The organism is Streptomyces sp. NPDC087428 (assembly GCF_044744085.1).
GTDB lineage: Bacteria > Actinomycetota > Actinomycetes > Streptomycetales > Streptomycetaceae > Streptomyces.
This window is the reverse complement of record NZ_JBIUXR010000006.1, coordinates 158,101-184,086: the sequence shown is the minus strand read 5'-3', so window position 1 is coordinate 184,086 and position 25,986 is coordinate 158,101. Positions and strand designations below refer to the sequence as shown.

Annotated in this window: 24 protein-coding genes and 1 tRNA gene; 10 read left to right on the top strand and 15 right to left on the bottom strand. The window is 70.4% G+C overall.

Annotation, left to right across the window (positions count from 1 at the left end; genetic code table 11):
* Positions 1–71: 71 nt before the first annotated feature.
* Entirely contained in the window at positions 72–1,952 is a 1,881-nt protein-coding gene (locus ACIO3R_RS14495; protein ID WP_402105789.1) for a PQQ-binding-like beta-propeller repeat protein, read from the top strand.
* Between the two features lie 211 nt (positions 1,953–2,163).
* Positions 2,164–2,859 (top strand): response regulator transcription factor, encoded by a 696-nt coding sequence (locus ACIO3R_RS14490; RefSeq protein WP_402105787.1) that lies wholly within the window; start codon positions 2,164–2,166, stop codon positions 2,857–2,859.
* A 41-nt stretch (positions 2,860–2,900) separates the two neighbouring features.
* Here ACIO3R_RS14490 and ACIO3R_RS14485 read toward each other — a convergent pair whose 3' ends face one another.
* The gene (locus ACIO3R_RS14485; RefSeq protein WP_385034498.1) at positions 2,901–3,197 is read right to left on the bottom strand and encodes a hypothetical protein; all 297 of its coding nucleotides are present in this window, start codon (positions 3,195–3,197) and stop codon (positions 2,901–2,903) included.
* Positions 3,198–3,212: 15 nt separating this feature from the next.
* Positions 3,213–4,883, bottom strand: coding sequence for a sodium:solute symporter family protein (locus ACIO3R_RS14480; RefSeq protein ID WP_385034500.1), 1,671 nt, complete (start codon positions 4,881–4,883; stop codon positions 3,213–3,215).
* 277 nt (positions 4,884–5,160) lie between these two features.
* Between ACIO3R_RS14480 and galT the strand changes: the two genes are divergently transcribed.
* The 3 genes from galT to galK are packed head-to-tail and all read left to right on the top strand — an operon-like array spanning position 5,161 to position 8,365.
* Complete coding sequence (gene galT, locus ACIO3R_RS14475) at positions 5,161–6,204, top strand: galactose-1-phosphate uridylyltransferase (RefSeq protein WP_402105786.1); 1,044 nt, start codon at positions 5,161–5,163, stop codon at positions 6,202–6,204.
* Entirely contained in the window at positions 6,201–7,181 is a 981-nt protein-coding gene (gene galE, locus ACIO3R_RS14470; RefSeq protein ID WP_402105784.1) for a UDP-glucose 4-epimerase GalE, read from the top strand. The genes galT and galE overlap by 4 nt, the downstream gene beginning before the upstream one ends.
* Complete coding sequence (galK, locus tag ACIO3R_RS14465) at positions 7,178–8,365, top strand: galactokinase (protein WP_402105782.1); 1,188 nt, start codon at positions 7,178–7,180, stop codon at positions 8,363–8,365. The genes galE and galK overlap by 4 nt, the downstream gene beginning before the upstream one ends.
* A 13-nt stretch (positions 8,366–8,378) precedes the next feature.
* Here galK and ACIO3R_RS14460 read toward each other — a convergent pair whose 3' ends face one another.
* Positions 8,379–8,822 (bottom strand): GNAT family N-acetyltransferase, encoded by a 444-nt coding sequence (locus ACIO3R_RS14460; RefSeq protein WP_385034508.1) that lies wholly within the window; start codon positions 8,820–8,822, stop codon positions 8,379–8,381.
* 270 nt (positions 8,823–9,092) lie between these two features.
* Here ACIO3R_RS14460 and ACIO3R_RS14455 point away from each other — a divergent pair, with 270 nt between their 5' ends.
* Positions 9,093–9,917, top strand: a complete 825-nt coding sequence (locus tag ACIO3R_RS14455; RefSeq protein ID WP_385034510.1) for a LuxR C-terminal-related transcriptional regulator — start codon at positions 9,093–9,095, stop codon at positions 9,915–9,917.
* Here ACIO3R_RS14455 and ACIO3R_RS14450 read toward each other — a convergent pair.
* Positions 9,876–10,373: a MarR family transcriptional regulator gene (locus ACIO3R_RS14450; RefSeq protein WP_362955091.1), complete on the bottom strand. Its 498-nt coding sequence runs from the start codon at positions 10,371–10,373 to the stop codon at positions 9,876–9,878. The genes ACIO3R_RS14455 and ACIO3R_RS14450 overlap by 42 nt on opposite strands.
* 89 nt (positions 10,374–10,462) lie before the next feature.
* On the opposite strand from ACIO3R_RS14450, the gene ACIO3R_RS14445 reads away from it, so the two are divergent.
* The gene (locus ACIO3R_RS14445) at positions 10,463–11,254 is read left to right on the top strand and encodes a trans-aconitate 2-methyltransferase (protein WP_402105780.1); all 792 of its coding nucleotides are present in this window, start codon (positions 10,463–10,465) and stop codon (positions 11,252–11,254) included.
* Positions 11,254–11,619, top strand: a complete 366-nt coding sequence (locus ACIO3R_RS14440; protein ID WP_402105778.1) for a VOC family protein — start codon at positions 11,254–11,256, stop codon at positions 11,617–11,619. The genes ACIO3R_RS14445 and ACIO3R_RS14440 overlap by 1 nt, the downstream gene beginning before the upstream one ends.
* Before the next feature lie 85 nt (positions 11,620–11,704).
* Here the strand turns inward: ACIO3R_RS14440 and ACIO3R_RS14435 are convergent, their stop codons facing one another.
* From ACIO3R_RS14435 to ACIO3R_RS14425, 3 genes are all read right to left on the bottom strand, one after another.
* Positions 11,705–13,465, bottom strand: a complete 1,761-nt coding sequence (locus ACIO3R_RS14435; RefSeq protein WP_402106043.1) for an FG-GAP repeat domain-containing protein — start codon at positions 13,463–13,465, stop codon at positions 11,705–11,707.
* Between the two features lie 199 nt (positions 13,466–13,664).
* Complete coding sequence (locus ACIO3R_RS14430; RefSeq protein WP_385034516.1) at positions 13,665–14,351, bottom strand: TetR family transcriptional regulator; 687 nt, start codon at positions 14,349–14,351, stop codon at positions 13,665–13,667.
* Positions 14,348–15,322, bottom strand: coding sequence for an acyl-CoA desaturase (locus ACIO3R_RS14425; RefSeq protein ID WP_402105776.1), 975 nt, complete (start codon positions 15,320–15,322; stop codon positions 14,348–14,350). Before ACIO3R_RS14425 ends, ACIO3R_RS14430 begins: the two co-directional genes overlap by 4 nt.
* 344 nt (positions 15,323–15,666) lie before the next feature.
* Between ACIO3R_RS14425 and ppc the strand changes: the two genes are divergently transcribed.
* Positions 15,667–18,396: a phosphoenolpyruvate carboxylase gene (ppc, locus tag ACIO3R_RS14420; protein WP_385347680.1), complete on the top strand. Its 2,730-nt coding sequence runs from the start codon at positions 15,667–15,669 to the stop codon at positions 18,394–18,396.
* A gap of 26 nt (positions 18,397–18,422) precedes the next feature.
* Here ppc and ACIO3R_RS14415 read toward each other — a convergent pair whose 3' ends face one another.
* The 6 genes from ACIO3R_RS14415 to ACIO3R_RS14390 all read right to left on the bottom strand — a co-directional run bounded on the left by ACIO3R_RS14415 (position 18,423) and on the right by ACIO3R_RS14390 (position 23,201).
* A complete protein-coding gene (locus ACIO3R_RS14415; protein ID WP_385034520.1) occupies positions 18,423–18,893 on the bottom strand; it encodes a hypothetical protein in 471 nt (156 codons plus the stop codon).
* A 99-nt stretch (positions 18,894–18,992) separates the two neighbouring features.
* Positions 18,993–19,586 (bottom strand): aminoacyl-tRNA hydrolase, encoded by a 594-nt coding sequence (gene pth / locus ACIO3R_RS14410; RefSeq protein WP_385034522.1) that lies wholly within the window; start codon positions 19,584–19,586, stop codon positions 18,993–18,995.
* Between the two features lie 108 nt (positions 19,587–19,694).
* Positions 19,695–20,282, bottom strand: a complete 588-nt coding sequence (locus ACIO3R_RS14405; RefSeq protein ID WP_385034524.1) for a 50S ribosomal protein L25/general stress protein Ctc — start codon at positions 20,280–20,282, stop codon at positions 19,695–19,697.
* A 196-nt stretch (positions 20,283–20,478) separates the two neighbouring features.
* Entirely contained in the window at positions 20,479–21,453 is a 975-nt protein-coding gene (locus ACIO3R_RS14400; protein WP_024490433.1) for a ribose-phosphate diphosphokinase, read from the bottom strand.
* A 120-nt stretch (positions 21,454–21,573) separates the two neighbouring features.
* Positions 21,574–23,022, bottom strand: coding sequence for a bifunctional UDP-N-acetylglucosamine diphosphorylase/glucosamine-1-phosphate N-acetyltransferase GlmU (glmU, locus tag ACIO3R_RS14395; protein WP_385347688.1), 1,449 nt, complete (start codon positions 23,020–23,022; stop codon positions 21,574–21,576).
* A 107-nt stretch (positions 23,023–23,129) separates the two neighbouring features.
* Positions 23,130–23,201, bottom strand: a tRNA-Gln gene (locus ACIO3R_RS14390).
* Positions 23,202–23,426: 225 nt separating this feature from the next.
* Between ACIO3R_RS14390 and ACIO3R_RS14385 the strand changes: the two genes are divergently transcribed.
* A complete protein-coding gene (locus ACIO3R_RS14385; RefSeq protein WP_402105774.1) occupies positions 23,427–24,734 on the top strand; it encodes a sensor histidine kinase in 1,308 nt (435 codons plus the stop codon).
* A 125-nt stretch (positions 24,735–24,859) separates the two neighbouring features.
* Here the strand turns inward: ACIO3R_RS14385 and ACIO3R_RS14380 are convergent, their stop codons facing one another.
* Together ACIO3R_RS14380 and ACIO3R_RS14375 are read right to left on the bottom strand one after the other, a co-directional pair.
* Complete coding sequence (locus ACIO3R_RS14380) at positions 24,860–25,393, bottom strand: SUKH-3 domain-containing protein (protein WP_385034530.1); 534 nt, start codon at positions 25,391–25,393, stop codon at positions 24,860–24,862.
* Positions 25,394–25,403: 10 nt separating this feature from the next.
* Complete coding sequence (locus ACIO3R_RS14375) at positions 25,404–25,937, bottom strand: YwqJ-related putative deaminase (RefSeq protein WP_385034532.1); 534 nt, start codon at positions 25,935–25,937, stop codon at positions 25,404–25,406.
* Positions 25,938–25,986: the final 49 nt, after the last annotated feature.

The following is a 25,986-nucleotide window of genomic DNA, read 5'->3' as shown; positions in this document are numbered from 1 at the left end:
GGCGGCAGAACCGCCCGCGGCCGGCTCCGGCCCACCGACTCGCCCCCCCTTCCCCAGAGGTACGCAACGCCATGACGCAGCCGCCCCAGCCGCCACCCAACGAACCGCCCCAGGGCGGGTTCGGCGCACCGCAGGACCCGCCGCCCGGTGGTTTCGGCGCCCCGACGCCGCCGCCCGCCGACCCGTTCGGCAAGCCGCCGGCCACCCCGCAGAGCCCGCCCCCGGGCGGATACGGTGCCCCGCCGCCCGCCGGACCCGCGCAGCAGCCCGGCTACGGCTACCCGCAGACGCCCCCGCAGGGCCAGCCGCCGCAGCCCGGCTACGGACTGCCGCAGGGCCGGCCGCAGCAGCCCGGCTACGGGTTCCCCCCGGGGCAGCCGCCGCAGCCCGGCTACGGCTATCCGCAGCAGGGCCAGCCGCCGCAGCAGGGCTACGGATACCCGACCACCCCGATGCAGCAGCCGTACCAGCCGCCGCAGAACGGGAACGGGCCGAAGAAGTTCTCCACCCAGGCGCAGATCATCGTGGCCGCGGTGGTCGCCGTGGTGCTGATCGTCGGCGCGGGTGTCTGGTACGCCTCCAGCGGCACGGACGGCGACAAGAAGGACGAGGCGTCCACCTCCGCCGGCACCGACGGCGAGAGCAAGGGCGGCGAGGGCAAGGGCCTCGGCGGCAGCGGCAAGGAGAAGGTCCCCTCGAACACCAAGGGCACGGTCGCCTTCCAGCTGCCGCAGCCCAAGGTCACCGACGTCACCACGGTCGACGGCTCCTGGCTGACCGACAAGGCGTACGTGAAGACGGGCGTCTACGAGGTCATCGGCTACGACCCGGCCAAGGGCACCAAGCTCTGGTCGATACCGCTGCCCGGCCAGCTCTGCGCCGCCTCCCGGCACATGACCAAGGACTTCAGGACGGCCATCGTCTTCGAGGAGGCCAAGCGGACCGCCACGAAGAAGTACCAGAGCTGCAACCAGGTGGCCGCCCTCGACCTGAACACCGGCAAGCTCATGTGGAGCAAGTCGGTGACCGCCGCCACCAGCGGCGACGCCCCCGTCCGGTTCGAGGAGGTCACCCTCAGCGGCACCACCGTCGCCGCGGCCGGCACCGACGGCGGCGCCGCCTTCGACCTGAACACCGGCGCCGAGCGCTGGAAGCCGAAGGTCAGCACCGACGGCTGCTACGACACCGGGTACGCCGGCGGCGAGGCACTCGCCGCGGTCCGCAAGTGCGGCAAGTACGACGACCCCCAGCTCATCGTCCAGGCGCTGAACCCGATCACGGGCGCCCCGCTCTCCTCGTACAAGATGCCGCCCGGTGTCGAGTACGCGAGCATCGTCTCCACCAAGCCCCTGGTCGTCGCCGCCGACGTCGGCGACACCGCGGGCGACGGCAGCGGGATCTCCGACTTCTTCTCGATCGACGCCGCCACCGGCAAACTGCTCGTCCGGATCCCGGCCGACGCGGAGAAGTACGCGGCGAACTGCCGGTCCACCGAGGTCGAGAGCTGCCAGCAGCTCGCGGTCGGCAACAACCGCGTCTACCTGCCCACCGAGGAGCACGAGGGCGGTGGGGAGTACGGCGACACCAACGAGATCGTCTCCTTCGACCTGACCACCGGCAAGCAGACCGGTGACCGGGCCGACGCGGGCGACCGCTACACGATGTTCCCGCTCCGCATGGACGGCGGCAACATCATCGCGTACAAGGAGCCCCCGTACGACAAGGGCGGCCAGATCGTCTCCATCGACGGCAGCACCTTCAAGCAGACCGTGCTGCTGGAGAATCCCAGCGACGAGTCGGTCCGGGACGCGGAGACCAGCTTCTCCTCGGACTACGCCGAATTCCTTTACGGCAACGGGCGGCTGTACATCTCCAAGATGACGATCAGCAAGCCGCGGGAGAGCTCGCTGGGCGGCAAGGAGTACCTCGTCGTCGCCTTCGGCACCAGCTGACCGACCGTCAGCACCGCACCCGGCCCTGCCGGTCGATCAGTCGACCGGCAGGGCCGGTCGTTTTCCGACCCCCAAGTGAGCCTGAATGGCACACGATGCGGCATTCCGCGGGCCTTCTGCCGGCTAAGGCGGGCGCGGCGTCGAACATGCGTGTAACTTGCCGGGTCTAGCGGGCCGGGGGCCTGGCGTCGGTGCTCTGGGGGGTTGCTCGATGGCCGTGCGGCTGATGGTGGTCGATGACCACCGACTGCTCGCCGAGGCGCTCGCCTCGGCACTCAAATTACGCGGTCACCGGGTCCTCGCCGCCGCCGCGCCCACCACCGGAGCGGCGGACCTGGTGGTCAGCAGGGCCCCCGAGGTCTGCCTGTTCGGCACCGCGGCGCCCGCGGAACCGGGCACCTTCGACCCGATCGTGCGGATCAGGCGCGAGCGCCCGCAGATCGCCGTGGTGGTGCTCGGGCCGGTGCCGAGCCCGCTGGGGATCGCGGCCGCCTTCGCGGCGGGCGCCGCCGGCTACGTCCGTCACGACGAACGCATCGAGGGTGTCGAGCGGGCGATCACCAAGGCGCGGGCCGGTGAGGCGGCGGTCGCGCCGCAACTGCTCCAGGGCGCCTTCGCCGAGCTGCTCAACCCGGCGGTCCAGCCGGACGACGAGGGGCAGCGGCTGCTCCAGCTGCTCACCCCGCGTGAGGTCGAGGTGCTGGTCAGGGTCGCGGAGGGGGAGGGCACCCGGCTGATCGCGGCCGGTATGCGGATCGCGCCGAGCACCGCCCGTACCCATGTGCAGCGGGTACTGATGAAGCTGGGCGTCGGCTCCCGGCTGGAGGCGGCGGCCCTCGCGGCCCGCACCGGCCTGCTGGACCGGGCCGTCGTGGGCACGCGGCAGGGGCCGGACCCCGTCGGCTGACGGGGTCCGGCCCCTGCCGGTGGTGACGGCGCGGCGGCGGATCAGCTGCCGGGCGCGTCCGTGGTGTCCGGGACGTCGGCCGGCGGCTGGGCCGGGCGCAGCTTCAGCCAGACCAGGAAGAACAGTCCGAGCGCCAGCATGGCGAGACCGGTCCACAGGTTGATGTGGACGCCCTCGGCCTTCTTGAGGTCCGCGTCGGACGGGTTGATCCCGGCGATGGTGACGATGACTCCGTAGACCACGAAGAGACCGCCGATGATCCGCCTGATGTCGAAGAGGCGGGCCGCTGTCGCGGACTTCTTCTCCAGGTCGGAGACTTCCTTGTGCGGTTCGGACATGGTGAGTTACTCCGATCAGAACGAGTAGGGGACGTAGCAGAGGGCGGCGAGCACGATCGCGCCCCAGCCCAGCAGGGCCGGCCTGCGGTACCAGGCGTCGTCGCCCTCCGCGGGCACCTCGTCGGCTTCCGGGGACTCGGTCCCGTAGACGAGACCGGCCAGTTCGGCCTCCGGCCTGGGTGCGGTGAAGAGCGTGACGACGACCATCACGACCGCACCGGCGACGAACCCGACGATCGCGGAGACGAAGTTGGCGCCCTGGTCGCTCGGGATGTCGATGATGCCCTGCTTGTAGATGACGAAGTAGTTGACCATCGCCGCGGTGGTGCCCGCCAGCAGGCCCCAGACCCCGGACTTCATCGAGGCGCGCTTCCAGAACATGCCGATGATGAAGACGACGAACAGCGGGACGTTGAAGAAGGAGAACAGCGTCTGGAGGTAGCTCATGATGTTGGAGAAGCTGGCCGCGATGAACGCCGTGCCGATGGAGGCCAGCACCCCGACCACGGTGATCCCGCGGCCGAAGCGCAGGTAGTACGCGTCCGACCGGTCCTTCTTCACGTACCGCGCCCAGATGTCCGTGGTGAAGACGGTGTTGAACGAGGAGACGTTGGCGGCCATGCCCGCCATGAACGCGGCCAGCAGACCGGTCACCGCGATGCCGAGCACACCGTTGGGCAGCAACTCCCGCATCAGCAGCGGGATCGCGTCGTTGTACGTGGTGCCCGAGCCGGCGGTGCCGATGTTCGGGACGATCACCGCGGCGACCAGGCCCGGGATCATCACGAGGAACACGATGAACATCTTCGGGAACGCGGCGATCAGCGGGGTGCGCCGGGCGGCCGAGAGGTTCTTCGCGGACAGGGCGCGCTGGACCTCGGCGAAGTTGGTCGTCCAGTAGCCGAACGAGAGCACGAAGCCCAGGCCGAGGATGATCGTCAGCCAGTTGGCGCCGAGGGGGTTGGCGTCACCGATGCCGGTGCCGCCCCAGGCAGTCATGAAGTTCGAGCCGTGGCTCGAAGTCAGTGAGTCGCTCAGCCCGTCCCAGCCGCCGACGCGCTTGAGGCCCAGCACGGTCAGCGGGATCAGCGCGGCGAGGATGACGAAGAACTGCAGTACCTCGTTGTAGATGGCGGAGGAGAGACCGCCGATGGTGATGTAGATCAGGACGAAGAGGCCCGCGACCACGATCGCGACCCACTGCGGCCAGCCGAGGAGCGCCTCCACGACGATCGACAGGGCGTACAGGTTGACGCCCGCGATCAGGACCGCCGAGAAGGCGAAGAGTATGGAGCTCAGCAGGTGTGCCGACTTGTCGAAGCGGTGGAGCAGGAACTCCGGTACGGAGCGCACCTTCGACCGGTAGTAGAAGGGCATCATCACGAGGCCCAGGAAGACCATGGCCGGGATGGCGCCGATCCAGTACCAGTGGACGACCGCGACGCCGTACTGGGCGCCGGTCGCCGCCATGCCGAGGATCTCGGTGGCGCCGAGGTTGGCCGCGACGAAGGCCAGGCCGGTCACCCATGCGGGCAGTGACCGTCCGGAGAGGAAGAAGTCGAGGCTCGTCCGCACGCTCGCCCGAGCGGCGAAGCCGATGCCGAGAACGACGGCGAAGTAGATCGCCAGAATCGTGTAATCGAGCCCGTTCGTGGGGAGCCGGAGCCCGGATGCCAGAGAGTGCATGGGGGGAACTCGCTTCGTTGCGTGTACTGAACCCGAAGGAAACTACGCCCTTGTGTTCAGAAAATGAACAGTTCCATTGAGGTTCTTTGTTTGATTGTGATCGTATGGCCCGGAAGTCCGGCCTTAATCCACGTGAACCCCACAAGAGTCACGCGGGAGCCGTAGGAAGGCCGTGCGAGATCCCGCTCACACCCGGCCGAACTCGGTTGACGTGGACTCATTGACGCGCCTGTTGATTTGTGGTTCATTGTGTTGGGTTATGTTTGGGAGGAGTCTGGTGAAGAAGACGGTTACGACGCTCGCCGACGGCCGGGAGCTGCTCTACTACGACAGCCGCGACGACGTGGTCCGGGACGCCGTCGACCGGCGGCCGCTCGACGCCGTGGCGACTTCGTCCGAGATCCGCCGGGACCCCCTGCTGGGGGACAGCGTCGCCATCGCCTCGCACCGCCAGGGCCGTCCGTACCACCCGCCGGCCGACGAGTGCCCGCTCTGCCCCTCCCGGGAGGGCCGGCTCAGCGAGATCCCCGACGACCACTACGACGTCGTCGTCTTCGAGAACCGCTTCCCCTCGCTCGCCGGTGACTCCGGCCGCTGCGAGGTCGTCTGCTTCACCTCCGACCACGACGCGTCGTTCGCGAGCCTCACCGAGGAGCAGGCCGGCCTGGTGCTGGAGGCCTGGACCGACCGCACCGCCGAGTTCGCGGAGCTCCCGCAGGTCAAGCAGGTGTTCTGCTTCGAGAACCGGGGCGCCGAGATCGGCGTCACGCTCGGCCACCCGCACGGGCAGATCTACGGCTACCCGTTCGTCACCCCGCGCACCGAGCTGATGCTCCGCTCGGTGGAGACGCACCGCGCGGAGACCGGCGGCAACCTCTTCGACGACATCGTCGCCCGCGAGCTGTCCGACGGCGACCGCGTCGTGCTCTCCGGCGAGCACTGGGTGGCGTTCGTGCCGTACGCGGCGCACTGGCCGTACGAGGTCCATCTGTACCCGCTCCGGCGCGTCCCCGACCTGCGGGACCTCGATGACGCGGCGCGCACAGAGTTCGCACAGATCTATCTGGAACTGTTGAGGCGGTTCGACCGGATATTCGGACCCGGACAGCCGCCGACGCCGTACATCTCGGCCTGGCACCAGGCGCCGTTCGGTGTCCCCGGGCGGGAGGAGTTCGCGCTCCACCTCGAGCTCTTCACCGTCCGACGGACTCCCAGCAAGCTGAAGTTCCTCGCGGGTTCCGAATCCGGCATGAGTGTGTTCATCAACGATGTGCCGCCGGAGGCAGCGGCCGCGCGACTGCGAGAGGTAGCGAGCGAGTGAGCGAGTCCCCCAAGAAGTACCTGGTGACCGGCGGCGCGGGATACGTGGGCAGCGTGGTCGCCCAGCACCTGCTGGAGGCGGGTCACACCGTCACCGTCCTCGACGACCTCTCCACCGGCTTCCGCGCGGGCGTCCCGGCCGGCGCCGAGTTCATCGAGGGCCGCGTCCAGGACGCGGCGAAGTGGCTGGATGCCTCCTACGACGGGGTGCTGCACTTCGCCGCGTGCTCCCAGGTCGGCGAGTCCGTCACCGACCCGGAGAAGTACTGGGTCAACAACGTCGGCGGCTCCCTCGCCCTGCTCGCCGCCATGCGTGACGCCGGCGTGCGCACCCTGGTCTTCTCCTCCACCGCCGCCACCTACGGCGAGCCGGTCTCCAGCCCCATCACGGAGGCCGACCCCACCGCCCCGACCAGCCCGTACGGCGCGACCAAGCTCGCCGTCGACCACATGATCACCGGCGAGGCGGCCGCCCACGGGCTGGCCGCGGTCTCGCTGCGCTACTTCAACGTGGCCGGTGCGTACGGCAGTTGGGGCGAACGACACAGCCCCGAGTCCCATCTCATCCCGTTGGTCCTCCAGGTCGCCCTGGGGCAGCGCGAGTCGATCTCCGTCTACGGCGACGACTACCCCACCCCCGACGGCACCTGCGTCCGCGACTACATCCATGTCGCGGACCTGGCCGAGGCCCACCTCCTCGCCCTCGACGCCGCCACCGCGGGCGAGCACCTGATCTGCAACCTCGGCAACGGCAACGGCTTCTCGGTCCGCGAGGTCATCGAGACGGTCCGCGAGGTCACCGGCCACCCGGTCCCCGAGACCGCGGCCCCGCGCCGCGGCGGCGACCCGGCCGTCCTCGTCGCCTCCGCCACCACCGCCAGGGAGCGCCTCGGCTGGCAGCCGTCCCGCGCGGACCTGGCCGGAATCGTCTCCGACGCCTGGACGTTCGCCCGCCGAGAGGAACCCACCGCACCATGACCGACACCGCTGAGCCGACCGCCGCCTCCGCCGAGCTCACCGCCTCCTTCACCGAGCTGTACGGGAGCGAGCCCGAGGGAATCTGGGCCGCCCCCGGCCGGGTCAACCTCATCGGCGAGTACACCGACTTCAACGACGGCTTCGTGATGCCGCTCGCCCTCCCGCACACCGCACGGGCCGCCGTCGCCCGCCGCACCGACGGCGAACTGCGGCTGCACTCCACCGATGTGCCCGGCGTTGTCGTCCAGCTCCGCGTCGACGAACTGGCCCCGCACTCCGGACACGGCTGGGCCGCCTACCCGGCCGGGGTCGTCTGGGCGCTGCGCGAGGCCGGCCACCCGGTCACCGGCGCCGACATCCAGCTGACCTCCACCGTCCCCACCGGCGCCGGGCTCTCCTCGTCCGCCGCCCTCGAAGTGGTCACCGGACTGGCTCTGAACGACCTGTTCGGGCTCGGTCTCACCGCCGCCGAACTGGCGGTCCTGGCCCAGCGCGCGGAGAACGCCTTCGTCGGCGTCCCCTGCGGCGTCATGGACCAGATGGCCTCGGCCTGCTGCACCGAGGGCCACGCCCTGCACCTGGACACCCGCGACCTCACCACCCGCCAGGTCCCCTTCGACCTGTCCGCCCACGGGCTCCGGCTCCTGGTCGTCGACACCCGCGTCAAGCACGCGCTCGGCGACGGCGCGTACGCGGAGCGGCGCGCGGCCTGCGAGGAGGGCGCCCGCACCCTCGGCATCCGTACGCTGCGCGAACTTCCGTACGCGGGCCTGGGCGCCGGGCTCGACGAACTGGCCGAGGCCGGTGCGGACGAGGCCGTCGTGCGCTGCGTACGCCATGTGGTCAGCGACAACCAGCGCGTCGAGCAGGTCATCGCGCTCCTCGACGGGGGCGACGTGCGCGCGGCCGGCCCGGTCCTCACGGCGGGCCATGCCTCGCTCCGGGACGATCTGCGGGTCTCCTGCGTGGAGTTGGACCTGGTCGTCGAGACGGCGAACGCGGCCGGGGCACTCGGTGCCCGGATGACCGGTGGCGGCTTCGGCGGCTCCGCGATCGTGCTGGTGGAGGAGGGGTGGGCGGACGCGGTCACCAAGTCCGTGCTGGAGGCGTTCACTTCGGCGGGCTACGCGGCTCCCGGCGTCTTCCCCGCGGTCCCCTCCGCGGGCGCCCGCCGGATCGTCTGACCCGGGGAACGGCTCAGCCGAGCTGCTTGGTGAGGGTGAACTCCGTGACGCCCGGCGGGTAGTTCTCGACCCGACCCGTCACCTCGTAACCCCGCTTCCGGTAGAAGTCCGGGGCCTGGAAGTCCCAGGTCTCCAGCCGGGAGCGGGTGCAGGACCGGTCCGTGCGGGCCACCCGTTCCGCCTCGGCGAGCAGCCGTGAGCCGAGGCCGGAACCGCGGTACCTGACGTCGACCCAGAGCATGTCCACGTGGAGCCAGTGCGCCCAGGTGCGCCCGGCCAGTCCGGCGGCGAGCTGCCCGTGGGCGTCCATCGCCCATACCTCCAGCGGGACTTCGTGCCCGGCGGGGCCCTCGCGCAGCGCACGGATCTCCGGTGAGCCGGTGGTGTTGTCCTCACGGAGCCGCCTGCTCAGCAGATGACGACGTTCTTTGTCCACTTCTGTCTCAAAACGGAACATGAACAACACCCTAGGTCGTGTCCGCGCCCTCAGTTCTGCGAATCGCCTCCCGCCCCGCGCGGCCGCCCGTACCCTGATGCACAGCACCGGTGGGGGCCGGTGCTGATTCAGGGGTACGAGACAGCCGGGTGCGACATCCGGGCGGGGGTGGGCAGTCGGTGCACGGCGGCGGCCGGGGCACCGCGGTCCGACTTCCCGTTCCGGGTGTCGCACCCGTGCCGGTCCGACGCTGCCGGGGGGCGCACGCTACGGGGCGCCCCAGAACACAGCATGGGGGTGTCTGTGGTCCGCATCCGGGTTCTCGTGGTCGACGACCACCGCATTTTCGCCGAGTCGCTCGCCGCGGCGCTCGCCGCCGAGCCGGACGTGGACGTGGCGGCGGCGGGCAGCGGCCCGGCCGCCCTGCGCTGTCTGGAACGCGCGGCCGCGGAGGGGCGCGGTTACGACGTGATGCTGGTCGACGCCGAGCTGGGCGTCCTGGCCCCGGCGGGCGGCCGCAGGGCCGCCGGCCCGGTTCCGGTGCCCGCTCCCGGAGCCGCGGGGAACGGGCAGGCCGACGGCATCTCGCTGGTCGCCGGGGTCCGCGCGGCCCGCCCCTCCGTGCGCACGGTGGTGCTCGCCGAGAAGGACGACCCGCGCCGGGCGGCGCTCGCGCTCCAGGCCGGGGCCTGCGGCTGGGTCGCCAAGGACTGCTCGCTCCAGCGGCTGCTGGCGGTCATCCGGGGGGTGCTGCGCGAGGAGACGCATCTGCCCGCCGCCCTGCTCACCGGGGTGCTGCGGGAGCTGCTGGCGGACCGCAAGCACCGCAGCGAGAGCGAGCAGCTCGTCGAGTCGCTGACCCCGCGCGAGCGCCAGGTGCTGCGCTGCATGGTGGCGGGGCTCGGCCGCAAGGCGGTGGCGGAGCGGCTCTTCCTCTCCCCGCACACGGTGCGTACCCATATGCAGAACGTGCTGGGCAAGCTGGGGGTGCACTCGACGCTGGCGGCGGTCGCGCTGGCCAGACGGGCGGGCGTCGGCCCCGCCGATCCGCCGGCGCCGCAGCGGGAGCCCGGTCTAGCCGGGGATGTTGTCGAACGGGGCAGTCAGCCGGCGTAGCAGCCCTGCCAGTTCACCGCGCTGGTGGCGGGAGAGTTCGCCCAGGATGGCGCGCTCCTGGGCGAGCAGGCCGGCCAGTGACTGGTCGGCCTTGTCGCGGCCCTCCGCCGTGAGCCGGACCAGTACGCCGCGGCGGTCGCTGGGGTCGGGGAGCCGCTCGACGAGGTTCTTCTTGGTCAGCCGGTCGATGCGGTTGGTCATGGTGCCCGAGGTGACCAGGGTCTGGGTGAGCAGCTGGCCGGGGGAGAGCTGGTACGGATCGCCGGCCCGGCGCAGCGACGTGAGGACGTCGAACTCCCACGGTTCGAGGCTGTGCTCGGAGAAGGCGATCCGGCGGGCCCGGTCGAGGTGGCGGGCCAGGCGGGAGACGCGGCTGAGGACCTCGAGTGGTTCCACGTCGAGGTCGGGGCGCTCTCGGCGCCATGCAGCGACCAGTCGGTCGACCTCGTCCTCCATGTGGATCAGTGTAAAGGGTCTGTCGACATGAAGTCTCTTGAATTCGAGTGTCTTGACATCAAGATACTTTCGGGACGATCCTGGATTCCATGACCGCACCCACCTGGGATCCGCAGCAGTACCTGCGCCACGCGGACCACCGCACCCGCCCCTTCCACGATCTGCTGGCCCGCGTCCCCCCGCTCCCGGGCGCCCCCCGGATCGCCGACCTCGGCTGCGGAGCGGGCAACGTCACCGCCCTGCTCGCCGCACGCTGGCCCGGGGCCCGCGTCACCGGCTACGACAACTCCCCGCAGATGCTGGAGCGGGCCCGCGCCCACGCCACCGCCCTGCTGGACTTCGCCGAGGCCGACGCCGCGACCTGGACACCCGCGCAGCCGTACGACCTGATCGTCTCCAACGCCCTGCTCCAGTGGGTGCCCCGGCACGCCGACCGCTTCCCCGACTGGCTGGCCGCCCTCACCCCCGGCGGCACGTTCGCCCTCCAGGTCCCCGGCAACTTCGAGCAGCCCAGCCACGCCCTGATGCGCGAACTCGCCGGGTCCCCGCGCTGGCGCTCCCGGCTGGGCGGCCTGCTCCGCCACTCCGACGCGGTACTGAGCCCCGCCGCCTACCTGGACCGGCTCACCGCCCCCGGCCGCACGGCGGACGTCTGGGAGACCACGTACCTGCACCTGCTGCCCGGCGAGGACGCCGTCCTGGACTGGGTCAAGGGCACCGGCCTGCGCCCCGTCCTCACCGCCCTCGACGACGACGCGGAGGCCCGGAACGCCTTCCTCGCCGAGTACCGCGACCTGCTGCGCGCCGCCTACCCCGCGGGCCCGCACGGCACGGTCTTCCCGTTCCGCCGTATCTTCGCCGTCGCCCACCGGGAGAAGTGATGATCGCCGCCCTCGACCACGTCCAGCTCGCCGCCCCCGAAGGATCGGAGGACGCGCTGCGCGGCTACTACACGCACGTCCTCGGGATGACCGAAATCCCCAAGCCCCCGGTCCTGGCCGTCCGCGGCGGCTGCTGGTTCCAGGCGGGCCCGGTCCAGCTCCATCTGGGCATCGAGGCGGACTTCCGCCCGGCCCGCAAGGCGCACCCCGGCCTGCGCGTGACGGACATCGGGGCGTTCGCGGCCCGGCTGGCGGAGCGCGGCGCCGAGGTGCGGTGGGACGAGGACCTGCCCGGCCACCGACGCTTCTTCAGCCACGACCCGGTGGGCAACCGGCTGGAGTTCCTGGAGCCGGTGACCGGCTGACGGGGACGCGGAAGCGCCCCGCCCCCGGAGATCCGGGGACGGGGCGCTTCGATGCCTCTGGTGCGGTGCGGGCCGGGCGGGACGCTCAGTACATGTTGTTGTAGATGTCCCAGCCGTAGCCGACCTTCGCGCGCTTGTTGATCTTCCCGGTGCCGGTGGACGTGTAGAGGTACACGTCGCCCTTGCCGTCGACGCCGATCAGGTCGGCCTTGCCGTCACCGTTGATGTCGCCCGGCGCCACGAACTTCTTGTAGGTGTTGTAGCCGGTGCCGATCTTGACACGTGCCTTGAAGGGCTTGGTGGCCGAACCCGTCCCCTTGTAGAGGTACAGGGTGCCGTCCGAGGCACGGGCCACCACGTCGCTCAGACCATCGCCGCTGAGGTCACCGGCTCCGACGATCTTGTTGTACGTGTTGTAGCCGTAGCCGACCTTGATCCTGGCGGAGAAGCCGGTGCCCGAGCCGTTGCCCCGGTAGAGGTACAGGTCGCCGGACTTGGTGCGGGCGAGCAGGTCGCCCTTGCCGTCGCCGCTCAGGTCGCCGGGACCGACGAGGGTGTTGTAGGAGCCCCAGCCGCTGCTGACGGCCGAGCCCTCGTTGTAGAGCGTGCCGTTGTACTTCTCCAGCAGGTCCGCGTGGCCGTCGTTGTCGAGCGACGACGGGAAGCTGATGTCGGCGCCGGCCCAGCCGCCGCTGTCACTGGCCTGGACGCGGGCGCTGAGCTTGCCGTTGTTCTTCGCGTAGTACCAGTAGAGCGTGCCGCCCTTGGTACGGGCCATCAGCTCGTTCTTGCCGAAGTCCGGGTTGCCGCCCTGGCCCCCGAACTGCGACGCGACGTTCCAGCCGGTGCCGATCTCGGTCCGCTTGAGGAAGGTGCCGTACCCGGTGGACTCGTACGCGTAGAGCGTGCCGCCCGGCGTACGGGCCATCAGGTCGCCGAGACCGTCACCGGTCGCGTCGTCGGTGGCGATGAGCTGGTTGTACGTGTTGTAGCCGTAGCCGACCTTGACGCGCGCCTTGTACGGCGCCGAGGCCTTCCCGCTGCCCGCGTAGTAGTACAGGTCACCGGCGGGCGTACGGGCGTAGAGGTCGCCGATCCCGTCGCCGTTGACGTCGTTCGCGCCGACGATCTGGTCGTACGAGGCCCAGCCGTAGCCCACCTTGACGCCGGCCTTGAAGGGGGCGCTGGTGACGTTGCCGGTGCCCGCGTACAGGAAGATGTCACCGGACGGGGTGCGGGCGAGCAGGTCGCCCTTGCCGTCGCCGGTCAGGTCGCCCGCGGCGACGACCTTGTTGAACTTCTGCCAGCCGGTGCCGGACCAGTCGGCGTAACCGGCGCCGTCGGCGCTCCACGCCTGGTGGAGCGAGAGCTTGCCGGTCGCCGACAGGGTGAGCAGCTCGGGCCTGCCGTCGCCGTTCAGGTCGCCCGGCGTGATGACGTCCTTGAACCTCTCGTTCGGGTCGTCGGGGTTCAGGGAGAACTCGTAGGAGTCCGCCCCGTTCGTCGGGATGACGTAGTAGTTCCCGTCGATCCCGCGGTACAGGGTGTCGCTGTAGCCGTCGCCGTCCACGTCGAAACGCGGCTTGGCGGGAATGGGCGCGGCCTTGGCGCCAGGTGCGGCGGCGGCCGGCGACTTCTTCTTCGCGGAGTGCTTCGGGAGCGTCAGCGAGGGCTGCGCGTCGGCGGCGGGCACACGGGGCTCGGTGGCGCGGTGCGGCGCGGGCGCCGAGTCATCGGCCGAAGCCGGAGCGGCCAGCAGCATGCCGGCGGAGAGAACGAGTGCGGTGCAGGTCGCGATCCGCCGCGCGCGCTTCGAGCGCGCGGGAACGGAACGGCCGGGTTCCACAGAAGACAAAGCCCCCCCAGGGGTACGTGGTGGAACCGGGAGAAACGCCTTCACAGGTGCATCACATGCAGGGTGAAGTGTTCCCGGGATGGTCACAGACTCTACAACTGTGACCCCGGGGACTGAAGTGGTTTAGCAGTACATCAATGTTTCGGCTTGGACACGTCACCGCCGTGTCTCCGCGCACTGCACCGCCCGTTCAGTTCTTCCGATGGCCGATCAGCCGCGGCTGCGACTCCAGGTTCTCCAGCCCGTGCCACGCCAGATTCACCAGATGCGCCGCCACCTCGGCCTTCTTCGGCTTACGGGCGTTCACCCACCACTGACCCGTCAGCGCCACCATGCCGACCAGCGCCTGCGCGTACAGCGGAGCCAGCTTCGGATCGAAGCCCCGGGCCTTGAACTCCAGCCCGAGGATGTCCTCCACCTGGGTGGCGATATCGCTGATGAGCGAGGCGAACGTGCCCGTCGACTGGGCGACCGGCGAGTCACGCACCAGAATCCGGAACCCGTCCGTGTACGTCTCGATGTAGTCCAGCAGCGCGAACGCCGCCTGCTCCAGCAGCTCCCGCGGATGCCCGGCGGTCAGCGCACTGGTCACCATGTCCAGGAGCTGACGCATCTCCCGGTCCACCACCACCGCGTACAGCCCCTCCTTGCCGCCGAAGTGCTCGTAGACCACCGGCTTGGAGACCCCGGCCCGCGCCGCGATCTCCTCCACCGAAGTGCCCTCGAAACCCTTGTCGGCGAAGAGGGTGCGACCGATGTCCAGCAATTGTTCGCGGCGTTCCTTGCCCGTCATCCGCACCCGCCGGGTCCGCCGGGTAGAGGGTGCACGGGATTTCTCGCTGCTTGTGCTGCCGTCGGTCGCCACATCGTCAATCATGCCGCGTCGGCCTCCGCCGAGTGGCGCCGGGACTCGATACGGGCGGCGTCGGGCCAGCGCACGTCGGTCGCCCAGCCCAGCTTCTCGAACCAGCGGATCAGCCGGGCACTCGAATCGATCTGACCCCGCATCACGCCGTGCCGCGCACTGGTCGGGTCCGCGTGGTGCAGGTTGTGCCAGGACTCACCGCACGAGAGGACCGCGAGCCACCACACGTTCCCCGACTTGTCGCGGGACTTGAACGGACGCTTGCCGACCGCGTGGCAGATCGAGTTGATCGACCACGTCACATGGTGCAGCAGCGCGACCCGGACCAGCGAGCCCCAGAAGAACGCCGTCGCCGCACCCCACCACGACATCGTCACCAGACCGCCGACCAGCGGCGGGATCGACAGCGACAGAATCGTGAAGGACAGGAAGTGACGCGAGATCCCGCGGATCGCCGGATCCCTGATCAGGTCAGGGGCGTACTTCTGCTGCGGCGTCTGCTCCTCGTCGAACATCCAGGCGATGTGAGCCCACCACAGACCCTTCATCAGGGCCGGCAGCGTCTCGCCGAAACGCCACGGGGAGTGCGGATCGCCCTCCGCGTCCGAGAAACGGTGGTGCTTGCGGTGATCGGCCACCCAGCGCACCAGGGGACCCTCCACAGCGAGCGAACCGGCCACGGCCAGGGCGATACGGAGCGGACGCTTCGCCTTGAACGAACCATGGGTGAAGTAGCGGTGGAAGCCGATCGTGATGCCGTGGCAGCCGATGAAGTACATCGCCACCAGCAGACCCAGATCGAGCCAGCTGACACCGCGGCCCCAGGCCAGCGGCACAGCCGCGACCAGGGCCAGGAAGGGGACGATGATGAACAGCAGGAGCGCGAACTGCTCGATCGACCGCTTGTTGTCCCCGCCGAGCGTGGCGGAGGGAGGACCGTCGGCCGCCGGAGCGGCCTCGATCACATCGGGGCTGGTCTTCATGGGGAGTCCCCTGTGGGGTGAGAACGCGACGGAATACCTGGGCTACGCATCCGTAACCTACGGCGTCGTAAGTATGGCAGCGCGGAGCCCCGCCACAAGAGGGAGCGGCTTACCGGGCACAGAGTGGCGTCATCCGGGGTAGGGGACAGAGCGCGTACCCCGGCAGGACCCGTCTTGAAGTGCGGACACCCTTCGGGCCGCGAACAGCACCGAAAGCACGGACACCTATCCTGGAGAGGTCGGACAGCGCGGTCCGCACTCTGCTTTCCCGGGGGTGGCGTGGCACCCGCTGCCAGCCGCGGGCCCCGGACCCCGTGCTCAACCACTGCAAGGAGCCGCACACTGTGAGCAGTGCCGACCAGACCCCCGCCGCCAGCCCCGAGCTGCGCGCCGACATCCGCCGCCTCGGCGACCTGCTGGGCGAGACCCTCGTACGCCAGGAGGGCCAGGAGCTCCTCGACCTCGTCGAACGGGTCCGCGCCCTGACCCGCACCGACGGCGAAGCGGCCGCCCAGCTGCTCGGCGACACGGACCTGGAGACCGCCGCACAGCTCGTGCGCGCCTTCTCCACCTACTTCCACCTTGCCAACGTCACCGAGCAGGTCCACCGCGCCCACGAGATGCGCGACCGGCGCGCCGCCGAGGGCGGGCTCCTCGCCCGCACCGCCGACCGTCTCAAGGACGCCGACCCGGAGCACCTGCGGGCCACCGTCAAGAACCTGAACGTACGGCCCGTCTTCACCGCGCACCCCACCGAGGCCGCGCGGCGCTCCGTACTCAACAAGCTCCGCCGCATCGCCGCACTCCTGGAAACCCCCGTCATCGAGGCCGACCGGCGCCGCCAGGACATCCGGCTCGCCGAGAACATCGACCTCATCTGGCAGACCGACGAACTCCGCGTCGTCCGCCCGGAGCCCGCCGACGAGGCCCGCAACGCCATCTACTACCTCGACGAACTCCACGCCAACGCCGTGGGCGACGTCCTGGAGGACCTGGCCGCCGAACTGGAACGCGTCGGTGTCGAACTCCCCGCCGGCACCCGCCCGCTCACCTTCGGCACCTGGATCGGCGGCGACCGCGACGGCAACCCCAACGTGACGCCCGCCGTCACCTGGGACGTGCTGATCCTCCAGCACGAGCACGGCATCACCGACGCCCTCGAACTCGTCGACCAGCTGCGCGGACTCCTCTCCAACTCCATCCGCTACACCGGAGCCACCGACGAGCTCCTCGCCTCCCTCCAGGCCGACCTGGAACGCCTCCCCGAGATCAGCCCCCGCTACAAGCGGCTGAACGCCGAGGAGCCCTACCGGCTCAAGGCCACCTGCATCCGGCAGAAGCTCGTCAACACCCGCGAGCGCCTCGCCTCCGGCACCCCGCACCGCCCCGGCTGCGACTACCTCGGCACCTCCGAGCTCATCGCCGACCTGGCCCTCATCCAGACCTCGCTGCGCGAACACCGCGGCGGCATCGTCGCCGACGGCCGGATGGACCGCACCATCCGCACCCTCTCCGCGTTCGGCCTCCAGCTCGCCACCATGGACGTACGCGAGCACGCCGACGCCCACCACCACGCCCTCGGCCAGCTCTTCGACCGGCTCGGCGAGGAATCCTGGCGCTACGCGGACATGCCGCGCGACTACCGGCAGAAGCTCCTCGCCAAGGAACTCCGCTCGCGCCGCCCGCTCGCACCCACCCCGGCCCCGCTCGACGCCGCGGGCGAGAAGACCCTCGGCGTCTTCCACACCATCAAGGAAGCCTTCGAACGCTTCGGCCCCGAAGTCATCGAGTCCTACATCATCTCGATGTGCCAGGGCGCCGACGACGTCTTCGCCGCCGCCGTCCTCGCCCGCGAGGCAGGCCTCCTCGACCTCCACGGCGGCTGGGCCAAGATCGGCATCGTGCCGCTCCTGGAGACCACCGACGAGCTCAAGGCAGCCGACGTCATCCTCGACGAGATGCTCGCCGACCCCTCCTACCGCCGCCTCGTCTCACTCCGCGGCGACGTCCAGGAGGTCATGCTCGGATACTCCGACTCCTCCAAGTTCGGCGGCATCACCACCTCCCAGTGGGAGATCCACCGCGCCCAGCGCCGGCTGCGCGACGTCGCCCACCGCTACGGTGTCCGCCTGCGCCTCTTCCACGGCCGCGGCGGCACCGTCGGCCGCGGCGGCGGCCCCTCGCACGACGCGATCCTCGCGCAGCCCTGGGGCACGCTGGAGGGCGAGATCAAGGTGACCGAACAGGGCGAGGTCATCTCCGACAAGTACCTCATCCCCGCACTCGCCCGCGAGAACCTGGAACTGACCGTCGCGGCCACCCTCCAGGCCTCCGCACTGCACACCGCGCCCCGCCAGTCCGACGAGGCCCTGGCCCGCTGGGACGCGGCCATGGACACCGTCTCCGACGCCGCCCACAGCGCCTACCGCAAGCTCGTCGAGGACCCCGACCTGCCGACGTACTTCCTCGCCTCCACCCCCGTGGACCAGCTCGCCGACCTGCACCTGGGCTCCAGGCCCTCCCGCCGCCCCGGCTCCGGCGTCTCGCTCGACGGCCTGCGCGCCATCCCGTGGGTCTTCGGCTGGACCCAGTCACGGCAGATCGTCCCCGGCTGGTACGGCGTCGGATCCGGCCTCAAGGCCCTGCGCGAAGCCGGTCTCGACACCGTCCTCGAAGAGATGCACGAGCACTGGCACTTCTTCCAGAACTTCCTCTCCAACGTCGAGATGACCCTCGCCAAGACCGACCTCCGCATCGCCCGGCACTACGTCGACACCCTCGTCCCCGACGAGCTGAAGCACGTCTTCGACGCCATCGAGGCCGAGCACGCGCTCACCGTCAGCGAAGTCCTCAAGATCACCGGCAACACCGAACTGCTCGGCACCAGCCCGGTGCTCCAGCAGACCTTCGCCATCCGTGACGCCTACCTGGACCCGATCTCCTACCTCCAGGTATCCCTGCTGGCCCGCCAGCGCCAGGCCGTCGAACGCGGCGAGGAACCCGACCCGCTGCTCGCCCGCGCCCTGCTGCTCACCGTCAACGGGGTCGCGGCCGGACTGCGCAACACCGGCTGATCAACGCCGCCGCGGGTGCGGTCCCGTCACAGGGCGAAGAACGTCGCCACCAGCAGGACCGCACCCGCGATCCCGGCGCCCCACGCGATCCGGGGCAGCCGGAGACCGCCGCCGATCAGCAGCGCGGCGAGCACCAGCGCACCGCCCAGCGGCACCCACGCGTGCAGGAAACCCCCCGTCCCCGTCCGCACCACCTCGAAGGTGCCCGGCTTCACGACTACGGGGAAACGATCCCCCTTCTTCGCCGCCACGGACTTCTCGACCGACACCCGGGAACGCCCGGACCCGCCGTCGGCCGGCGCGTAAGGCCCCGTGCAGACCTCGCTGCCGCACCCGGTGACCGTCATTGTTCCGTGCTCGCGGCCCTTGGCCAGCACGATGTGATGCGCCGTGTCCCACGAGGACAGCACACCCGCCACCAGCAGCAACAGGACGACACCGCCGAGCGCGGCGCTTCGGCCGAAATGCAGGGCACGTTGGGAGGAGCTGCGCTTCATGGGGGCCGATCCTTGGCCAGCGCCCCGCACCCGGTCAAGCCGTGGCTGAAAACAGCATGATTACCGGTGGGTATGTCGGGATTCGCGCCCGCGCGGAGCTCAGGAGTTGTACGCGCTCTGCGCGCGCTCCAGACCCTCCGCCAACAGGCACTCCACCGAATCCGCCGCCCGGTCCACCAGGAAACCCAGCTCCTTGCGCTCCGTGGACGAGAAGTCCTTCAGAACGAAATCGGCGACCTGCATCCGGCCCGGCGGACGCCCGATCCCGAACCGGACCCGGTGGTAGTCGGGACCCATCGACTTCGTCATCGACTTCAGCCCGTTGTGACCGTTGTCGCCACCGCCCAGCTTCAGCCGCAGCGCCCCGTAGTCGATGTCCAGCTCGTCGTGGACCGCCACGACATGGTCGAGCGGCACCTTGTAGAAATCGCGCAACGCCGTCACCGGACCGCCCGACAGGTTCATGTACGACATCGGCTTCGCCAGCACCACCCGGCGGCTCAGCGGACCCGGCGGACCCATCCGGCCCTCCAGCACCTGCGCCTGGGCCTTCGGCGCCCGCTTGAACTTCCCGCCGATCCGCCCGGCGAGCAGGTCGGCGACCATGAAGCCCACGTTGTGCCGGTTCGCCGCGTACTCGGGGCCGGGATTGCCCAGGCCCACGATCAGCCAGGGGTCGGTGGCGTCGGACATCGCGCTGGGTCTCCTCGCGTACGGGTGGGTCGCAGACAGGGAAAACGGGGCGGCGGATCCCCCCGGAGGAAGACCGCCGCCCCGTCAGTCAAGCAGGTGGGGCGAGGCTCAGGCCTCGGAGCCCTCGGCGTCGCCCTCGGCGGACGGCTCCTCGGCCTGCGCGGCGACGACCGCGAGGACGACCGCGTCCGGGTCGGCCTCGGCCAGCACGGAACCGGCCGGCAGCGGGATGTCCTTGGCGAGGATCGAGGCGCCGGCGTCCAGGCCCGCGATGGAGACCGTGACGGAGTTCGGGATGTGGGTGGCCTCGGCCTCGACGAGCAGGGTGTTCTGCACGTACTCCAGCAGGTTGCCGCCCGGGGCCAGCTCGCCCTCGACGTGCACCGCGACCTCGACGTTGACCTTCTCGCCGCGCTTCACGGTCAGCAGGTCGACGTGCTCGATGTTGCCCTTGATGGCGTTGCGCTGCACGGCCTTCGGGATGACCAGCGCGTCCTTGCCGTCGATCTCCAGACCGATCAGGACGTTGGCGGTACGCAGCGCGAGCTGAAGCTCGTGAGCCGGCAGCGTGATGTGGACCGCTTCGGCGCCGTGGCCGTAGATGACGGCGGGCACGAGGCTGGCGCGACGGGTACGGCGGGCAGCGCCCTTGCCGAACTCGGTACGGACCTCGGCGTTGAGCTTGATCTCGGCCATGACTGCACTCCTCGTAAGGTGACAAAACTCCGATTGGTCACCCGGCCCACGACAGGCCTGCTACGAAGAGCGCGTCGATAACGGACCGCCGTACCCATGAGTACGGCCTCCCTCGCCGAGCAACTCGCTGAGTCTACCCGGCGGGGAGGCCGCACCCCAAAGTGGATCTTCTGTGACGCTTCTCGCCTGCTGGTGCCTACTGCTCCTCGAAGAGGCTCGTGACCGAACCGTCCTCGAAGACCTCGCGCACCGCGCGGGCGATCGTCGGCGCGATCGAGAGCACCGTGATCTTGTCGAGCTCCAGCTCACCCGGCGTCGGCAGGGTGTCCGTGAACACGAACTCGCTGACCTTCGAGTTCTTCAGCCGGTCGGCTGCCGGACCCGAGAGCACCCCGTGCGTGGCCGTCACTATGACGTCCTCCGCACCGTGCGCGAACAGGGCGTCGGCAGCGGCGCAGATGGTGCCGCCCGTGTCGATCATGTCGTCGACCAGGACACAGACCCGGCCCTCGACGTTGCCCACGACCTCGTGGACGCTGACCTGGTTCGGCACGTCCTTGTCGCGGCGCTTGTGCACGATCGCCAGCGGCGCGTCCAGACGGTCGCACCAGCGGTCGGCGACCCGGACCCGGCCGGCGTCCGGCGAGACGATCGTCAGCTTCGAGCGGTCGACCTTCGCACCGACGTAGTCGGCCAGGATCGGCAGCGCGAAGAGATGGTCGACCGGTCCGTCGAAGAAGCCCTGGATCTGGTCCGTGTGCAGGTCGACGGTGAGAATCCGGTCCGCACCCGCCGTCTTCATGAGGTCCGCGATCAGACGGGCCGAGATCGGCTCACGGCCGCGGTGCTTCTTGTCCTGACGGGCGTAGCCGTAGAACGGCACGATCACCGTGATCGAACGGGCCGACGCGCGCTTCAGCGCGTCCAGCATGATCAGCTGCTCCATGATCCACTTGTTGATCGGAGCCGTGTGGCTCTGGATCAGGAAGCAGTCGGCGCCGCGGGCGGATTCCTGGAATCGGACGTAGATCTCACCGTTGGCGAAATCGAAGGCCTTCGTCGGCACGAGGCCGACACCCAGTTGGTGTGCAACCTCCTCGGCCAGCTCGGGGTGGGCGCGGCCGGAGAAGAACATCAGTTTCTTCTCGCCGGTCGTCTTGATCCCGGTCACAGCACAGTCTCCTCAGACGTGTTCCTGGCGCTGCACGCAGATGTCCCGATGTGCAACGAGCCAGCCGAAATGGGGTGAGCATCTATCACGGTACGCCGTGCGCGACGCGCCTGTTTCCGGTCAGCTTTCGCCGCCGGTCTCCTCCGCCGCGGCCTGGGCCGCCTGCGCGGCCGCGCTGCCCGGACGCTTGCGGGCCACCCAACCCTCGATATTCCTTTGCTGGCCACGGGCCACGGCCAGTGAACCGGACGGCACGTCCTTCGTGATGACCGACCCGGCCGCGGTGTAGACACCGTCCCCGACCGTGACGGGAGCCACAAACATATTGTCCGACCCGGTACGGCAGTGCGAGCCGATCGTCGTGTGGTGCTTGGCCACACCGTCGTAGTTCACGAACACGCTCGCGGCACCGATGTTGGTGTGGTCGCCGATCGTCGCGTCACCGACGTACGACAGGTGGGGGACCTTCGTGCCCTCGCCGATCGTGGCGTTCTTCATCTCCACGTACGTACCGGCCTTGGCCTTCGCGCCCAGCCGTGTGCCCGGCCGCAGATACGCGTACGGACCGACCGTCGCACCGGCGCCGACCTCGGCCCCGTCCGCGACGGTGTTGTCCACCCGCGCGCCCGCACCGACGACGGTGTCCTTCAGCCGCGAGTTCGGGCCGACCTCGGCGTCCTCCGCGAGATGCGTCGTCCCCAGCAGCTGGGTACCCGGGTGCACGATCGCGTCCCGCTCGTACGTCACGGTGACGTCGATCAGCGTCGACGCCGGGTCCACCACGGTCACGCCCGCCGTCATCGCCCGCTCCAGCAGCCGCTGGTTCAGCAGCCGGCGGGCCTCCGCGAGCTGCACCCGGTTGTTGATCCCGAGGATCTCCCGGTGGTCCCCGGCGACCGAGGCGCCGACCCGGTGCCCGGCCTCGCGCAGGATGGACAGCACATCGGTGAGGTACTCCTCGCCCTGGCTGTTGTCCGTACGGACCTTGCCGAGCGCGTCCGTGAGGAGCTGCCCGTCGAACGCGAACACCCCGGAGTTGATCTCCCGGATCGCGCGCTGGGCCTCGGTGGCGTCCTTGTGCTCGACGATCTCGGTGACCGCGCCGGTCGCCGGGTCGCGGACGATCCGGCCGTAGCCGGTCGAGTCGGGGACCTCGGCGCTCAGCACGGTGACGGCGTTGCCGTCGGCGGTGTGGGTGGCGGCGAGCGCGGTGAGCGTCCCGCCGGACAGCAGCGGGGTGTCGCCGCAGACCACGATGACGGTGCCCGCGACGGTCCCGCCCAGCTCGTCGAGCCCGACGCGCACCGCGTTCCCGGTGCCCTTCTGCTCGGCCTGGTAGGCGGTGCGCACCTGGGCGTCCGCGGCGGTGAGGTGGGCGGTGACCTGCTCACTCGCGTGGCCGACGACCACGACGAGGTGCTGGGGCGCCAGCTCGCGGGAGGCCGCGACGACATGTCCGACGAGCGAGCGCCCGGAGATCTCGTGCAGAACCTTGGGGGTCTTCGACTTCATGCGGGTGCCCTCACCCGCTGCGAGGACGACGACGGCTGCCGGGCGTTCGGAGCTCACGGATATGCCCTTCGGCTTCGGGTGGTGGACATCCGCAGGATACCGGGGGGTGTTGGACCGGACATGAGTGCGGGCCCCGACCGGTTGGTCGGGGCCCGCACGCCGAGCTCCCCCACCAGGACTTGAACCCGGACAAATAGCACCAAAAGCTACTGTGCTGCCAATTACACCATGGGGGAATAATCCCGACTTAACCGGACATTGGCCCGGGTCGCCGGATCGGCACGCAACACTATGCCGTACCAAGCCCCTTCTACGCGACGACAGATTTCGGCGCTCCCGCTCACGCGGATGACGAGGCGGGCACGGGAGGCATCGCAGGCGTTCTCGCGAACCGGTCTTCCGTGCGACGTGCTGTCCGGGTCACCCGAAAACGAGGTGCGCCCGCCCGTACGCTGGATGCCATGACCGCAACGGGGGCAGACCGGGAAGCGGCGGGACCGACCACCCGCGGCTACTGGTGGTGGGAACGGCGACGGAGTGTCGCACTGGATGTGGGGCTGGCGCTGTTCTCGGCGCTGGAGTGTGCGTTGGAAGGGGTGGAATTCGCGGGGGACACCGGGCTGCCGGTGCCTCTGGGGGTGGTTTTCGGGTTCTTCGCGGGGGCCGTGCTGCTGGTGCGCCGGCGGTGGCCGATCGCCGTGGTCCTGGTGTCGGTCGCGACGACACCGGCCGAGATGGGCTTTCTGATGGGCCTGGTCGGCCTGTACACGCTGGCCGCGTCCGACGTACCGCGGCGGATCACCGTGGTGCTGATGAGCATGTCGCTGGTGGGCACGTTCATCGTCACGTACGTACGGCTGCGCCAGGGCGTCTCGGCCAGCGCGGACTTCGGGCCGGGCGACTGGTACGTCCCGATGCTCTCCCTCTTCATGGCGGTGGGGCTCACCGCGCCGCCCGTGCTGTTCGGCCTCTACATAGGGGCCCGGCGCCGGCTGATGGAGAGCCTGCGGGAGCGGGCGGACTCGCTGGAGCGGGAGCTGTCGCTGCTCGCGGACCGCGCGGAGGAGCGGGCCGAGTGGGCGCGCACGGAGGAGCGGACCCGGATCGCCCGCGAGATGCACGATGTGGTCGCCCACCGGGTGAGCCTGATGGTGGTCCACGCCGCGGCCCTCCAGGCGGTCGCGCCCAAGGACCCCGCGAAGGCGGTACGCAACGCGGCGCTCGTCGGGGACATGGGGCGCCAGGCGCTGACCGAGTTGCGCGAGATGCTCGGGGTGCTGCGCACGGGGGAGCCGATGGTGGCGCGGGTGACCAAGGTGCCGCTCGCCTCCGTCGGCCGGGTCGCCGCGATCGCGCCGGAGGACGGACCCCGGCTGCACGAGGTCGAGACGCTGGTCGGGGAGTCCCGGGCGGCGGGGATGACGGTGGAGCTCTCGGTGGAGGGCGAGACGCGTCCGTACGCGCCCGAGGTCGAGCAGACGGCGTACCGGGTCGTGCAGGAGGCCCTGACGAACGTGCACAAGCACGCGGCCGGCGCGAAGACGTGGGTGCGGCTGGCGCACCGGGAGGCGGAGGTCGCCATGCAGGTGGAGAACGGCCCCTCGGACTCGGCCACCGCGGATGCCGGGCTGCCCAGTGGGGGCAACGGGCTCGTGGGGATGCGGGAACGGGTGCTGGGCCTGGGCGGGGTCTTCGTCTCCGGCCCGACGGACGCCGGCGGCTTCCGGGTCTCCGCGGTGCTGCCGGACGCCGACGCGGCCGGCGCCTGAGGGCACGACCCAGCCAGACACGACCTAGCCAGACACGGTCCAGCCAGGCCCGGTCCAGCCCGGCCCGTCCGGCGTTCGAGGCGGACGGGCGGACGGGGGTGCGGCGGACGGGCTCTGAGGCGGGCTCAGCCCGAGGTCAGGCGTTCCGGCTGGGTGCCCGTGACCAGGGTGGACAGGGCCTGGTCGATGTCCGGTCCGAGGTACCAGTCGCCGGTGTGGTCGATGCTGTAGACGCGCCCCTCGGTGTCGATCGCGAGCACCGCCTGCCCGTCCCCTTCCTCTCCCAGCGGGGCGACCTCGGTCTCCAGGGCGCGTCCCAGGTCCGCCAGGGTCCGGGCCAGGTGCAGGCCGCGCAGGGGGTCGATCCGTACCGCCGCCGGTGCGATCTGGCGGCCGGGCGCGGTCGCGGTGAGGTGCAGGCCGCCGAATTCGGCCCAGGCCTCGACCGCTGACGGGAAGACGGCGTGCTGGTGGCCGGCCGGCGAGGCGTGCGAGCGCAGCGCGTCGGCCCACTCCTCGGCCTGCCGGATGTCCCAGCGGCCCGGCTGCCAGCCGGCGGTGCGCAGGGCGGCGTCGACGGCGACGGGGAAGCGGGTGGAGACCTGGCGGTCGAGGTGCGCCGGGCCCGCCTGTTCGGGGAAGTCGTTTCTGTCGGCCATGGGGGCGCGGTCAGCCCTTCTCTGCGGTGGTCGCCGCTCCGGTCGTGGTGAGGTCGACGGGGCGTACGCCGAAGTGGGCGAGCATCACCGAACAGGACCGGCAGGGCGGTGCGTAGCTGCCGTGCAGGGGGTCGCCGTCCTCGCGGATGCGGCGTGCGGTGAGCCGGGCGTGCTTGAGCGCGCGGCGGGCCTCGCCGTTGGTGAGGGGCTTGCGCTGGGCCCGCTTGGAACGGCCGGACTCCGCGGCGGTGAGGTGCCGGGAGAGCAGTATCGCTTCGGGGCAGCGGCCGGTGAAGCGTTCCCGCTGGCCGCTGGTGAGGGTGTCGAGGAAGTCCTGGACGAGGTGGTGCAGTACGGGCGCCTGGTCACCCTTGCCCGCGGTGCAGGTGAGCGTCTCACCGCGTACGGACAGCGCTGCGGCCACGGCGGGCAGGATGCCGTCGCGGCGGTGGGTGAGACGGGGTGCGTGGCTGTTCTCGGTGCTGCTCCAGCTGAGTCGTGGGTCCCCGGATGTGACGGTGTGTGCAGAGTGTGCGGTGTGCATGGTGCGTTGTCCCTCCCGTGCCCGCAGCGGCCGCTGCCGAATGTGCACG

What these genes read in the sequence shown, in the direction of transcription:
- ACIO3R_RS14495 (WP_402105789.1), top strand. Translation starts at nt 72, where the DNA reads ATGACGCAGCCGCCCCAGCCGCCACCCAACGAACCGCCCCAGGGCGGG.
- ACIO3R_RS14490 (WP_402105787.1), top strand. Translation starts at nt 2,164, where the DNA reads ATGGCCGTGCGGCTGATGGTGGTCGATGACCACCGACTGCTCGCCGAG.
- ACIO3R_RS14485 (WP_385034498.1), bottom strand. Translation starts at nt 3,197, where the DNA reads ATGTCCGAACCGCACAAGGAAGTCTCCGACCTGGAGAAGAAGTCCGCG.
- ACIO3R_RS14480 (WP_385034500.1), bottom strand. Translation starts at nt 4,883, where the DNA reads ATGCACTCTCTGGCATCCGGGCTCCGGCTCCCCACGAACGGGCTCGAT.
- galK (WP_402105782.1), top strand. Translation starts at nt 7,178, where the DNA reads ATGACCGACACCGCTGAGCCGACCGCCGCCTCCGCCGAGCTCACCGCC.
- ACIO3R_RS14460 (WP_385034508.1), bottom strand. Translation starts at nt 8,822, where the DNA reads ATGTTCCGTTTTGAGACAGAAGTGGACAAAGAACGTCGTCATCTGCTG.
- ACIO3R_RS14455 (WP_385034510.1), top strand. Translation starts at nt 9,093, where the DNA reads ATGGGGGTGTCTGTGGTCCGCATCCGGGTTCTCGTGGTCGACGACCAC.
- ACIO3R_RS14450 (WP_362955091.1), bottom strand. Translation starts at nt 10,373, where the DNA reads ATGGAGGACGAGGTCGACCGACTGGTCGCTGCATGGCGCCGAGAGCGC.
- ACIO3R_RS14445 (WP_402105780.1), top strand. Translation starts at nt 10,463, where the DNA reads ATGACCGCACCCACCTGGGATCCGCAGCAGTACCTGCGCCACGCGGAC.
- ACIO3R_RS14440 (WP_402105778.1), top strand. Translation starts at nt 11,254, where the DNA reads ATGATCGCCGCCCTCGACCACGTCCAGCTCGCCGCCCCCGAAGGATCG.
- ACIO3R_RS14430 (WP_385034516.1), bottom strand. Translation starts at nt 14,351, where the DNA reads ATGATTGACGATGTGGCGACCGACGGCAGCACAAGCAGCGAGAAATCC.
- ACIO3R_RS14425 (WP_402105776.1), bottom strand. Translation starts at nt 15,322, where the DNA reads ATGAAGACCAGCCCCGATGTGATCGAGGCCGCTCCGGCGGCCGACGGT.
- ACIO3R_RS14415 (WP_385034520.1), bottom strand. Translation starts at nt 18,893, where the DNA reads ATGAAGCGCAGCTCCTCCCAACGTGCCCTGCATTTCGGCCGAAGCGCC.
- pth (WP_385034522.1), bottom strand. Translation starts at nt 19,586, where the DNA reads ATGTCCGACGCCACCGACCCCTGGCTGATCGTGGGCCTGGGCAATCCC.
- ACIO3R_RS14405 (WP_385034524.1), bottom strand. Translation starts at nt 20,282, where the DNA reads ATGGCCGAGATCAAGCTCAACGCCGAGGTCCGTACCGAGTTCGGCAAG.
- ACIO3R_RS14385 (WP_402105774.1), top strand. Translation starts at nt 23,427, where the DNA reads ATGACCGCAACGGGGGCAGACCGGGAAGCGGCGGGACCGACCACCCGC.
- ACIO3R_RS14380 (WP_385034530.1), bottom strand. Translation starts at nt 25,393, where the DNA reads ATGGCCGACAGAAACGACTTCCCCGAACAGGCGGGCCCGGCGCACCTC.
- ACIO3R_RS14375 (WP_385034532.1), bottom strand. Translation starts at nt 25,937, where the DNA reads ATGCACACCGCACACTCTGCACACACCGTCACATCCGGGGACCCACGA.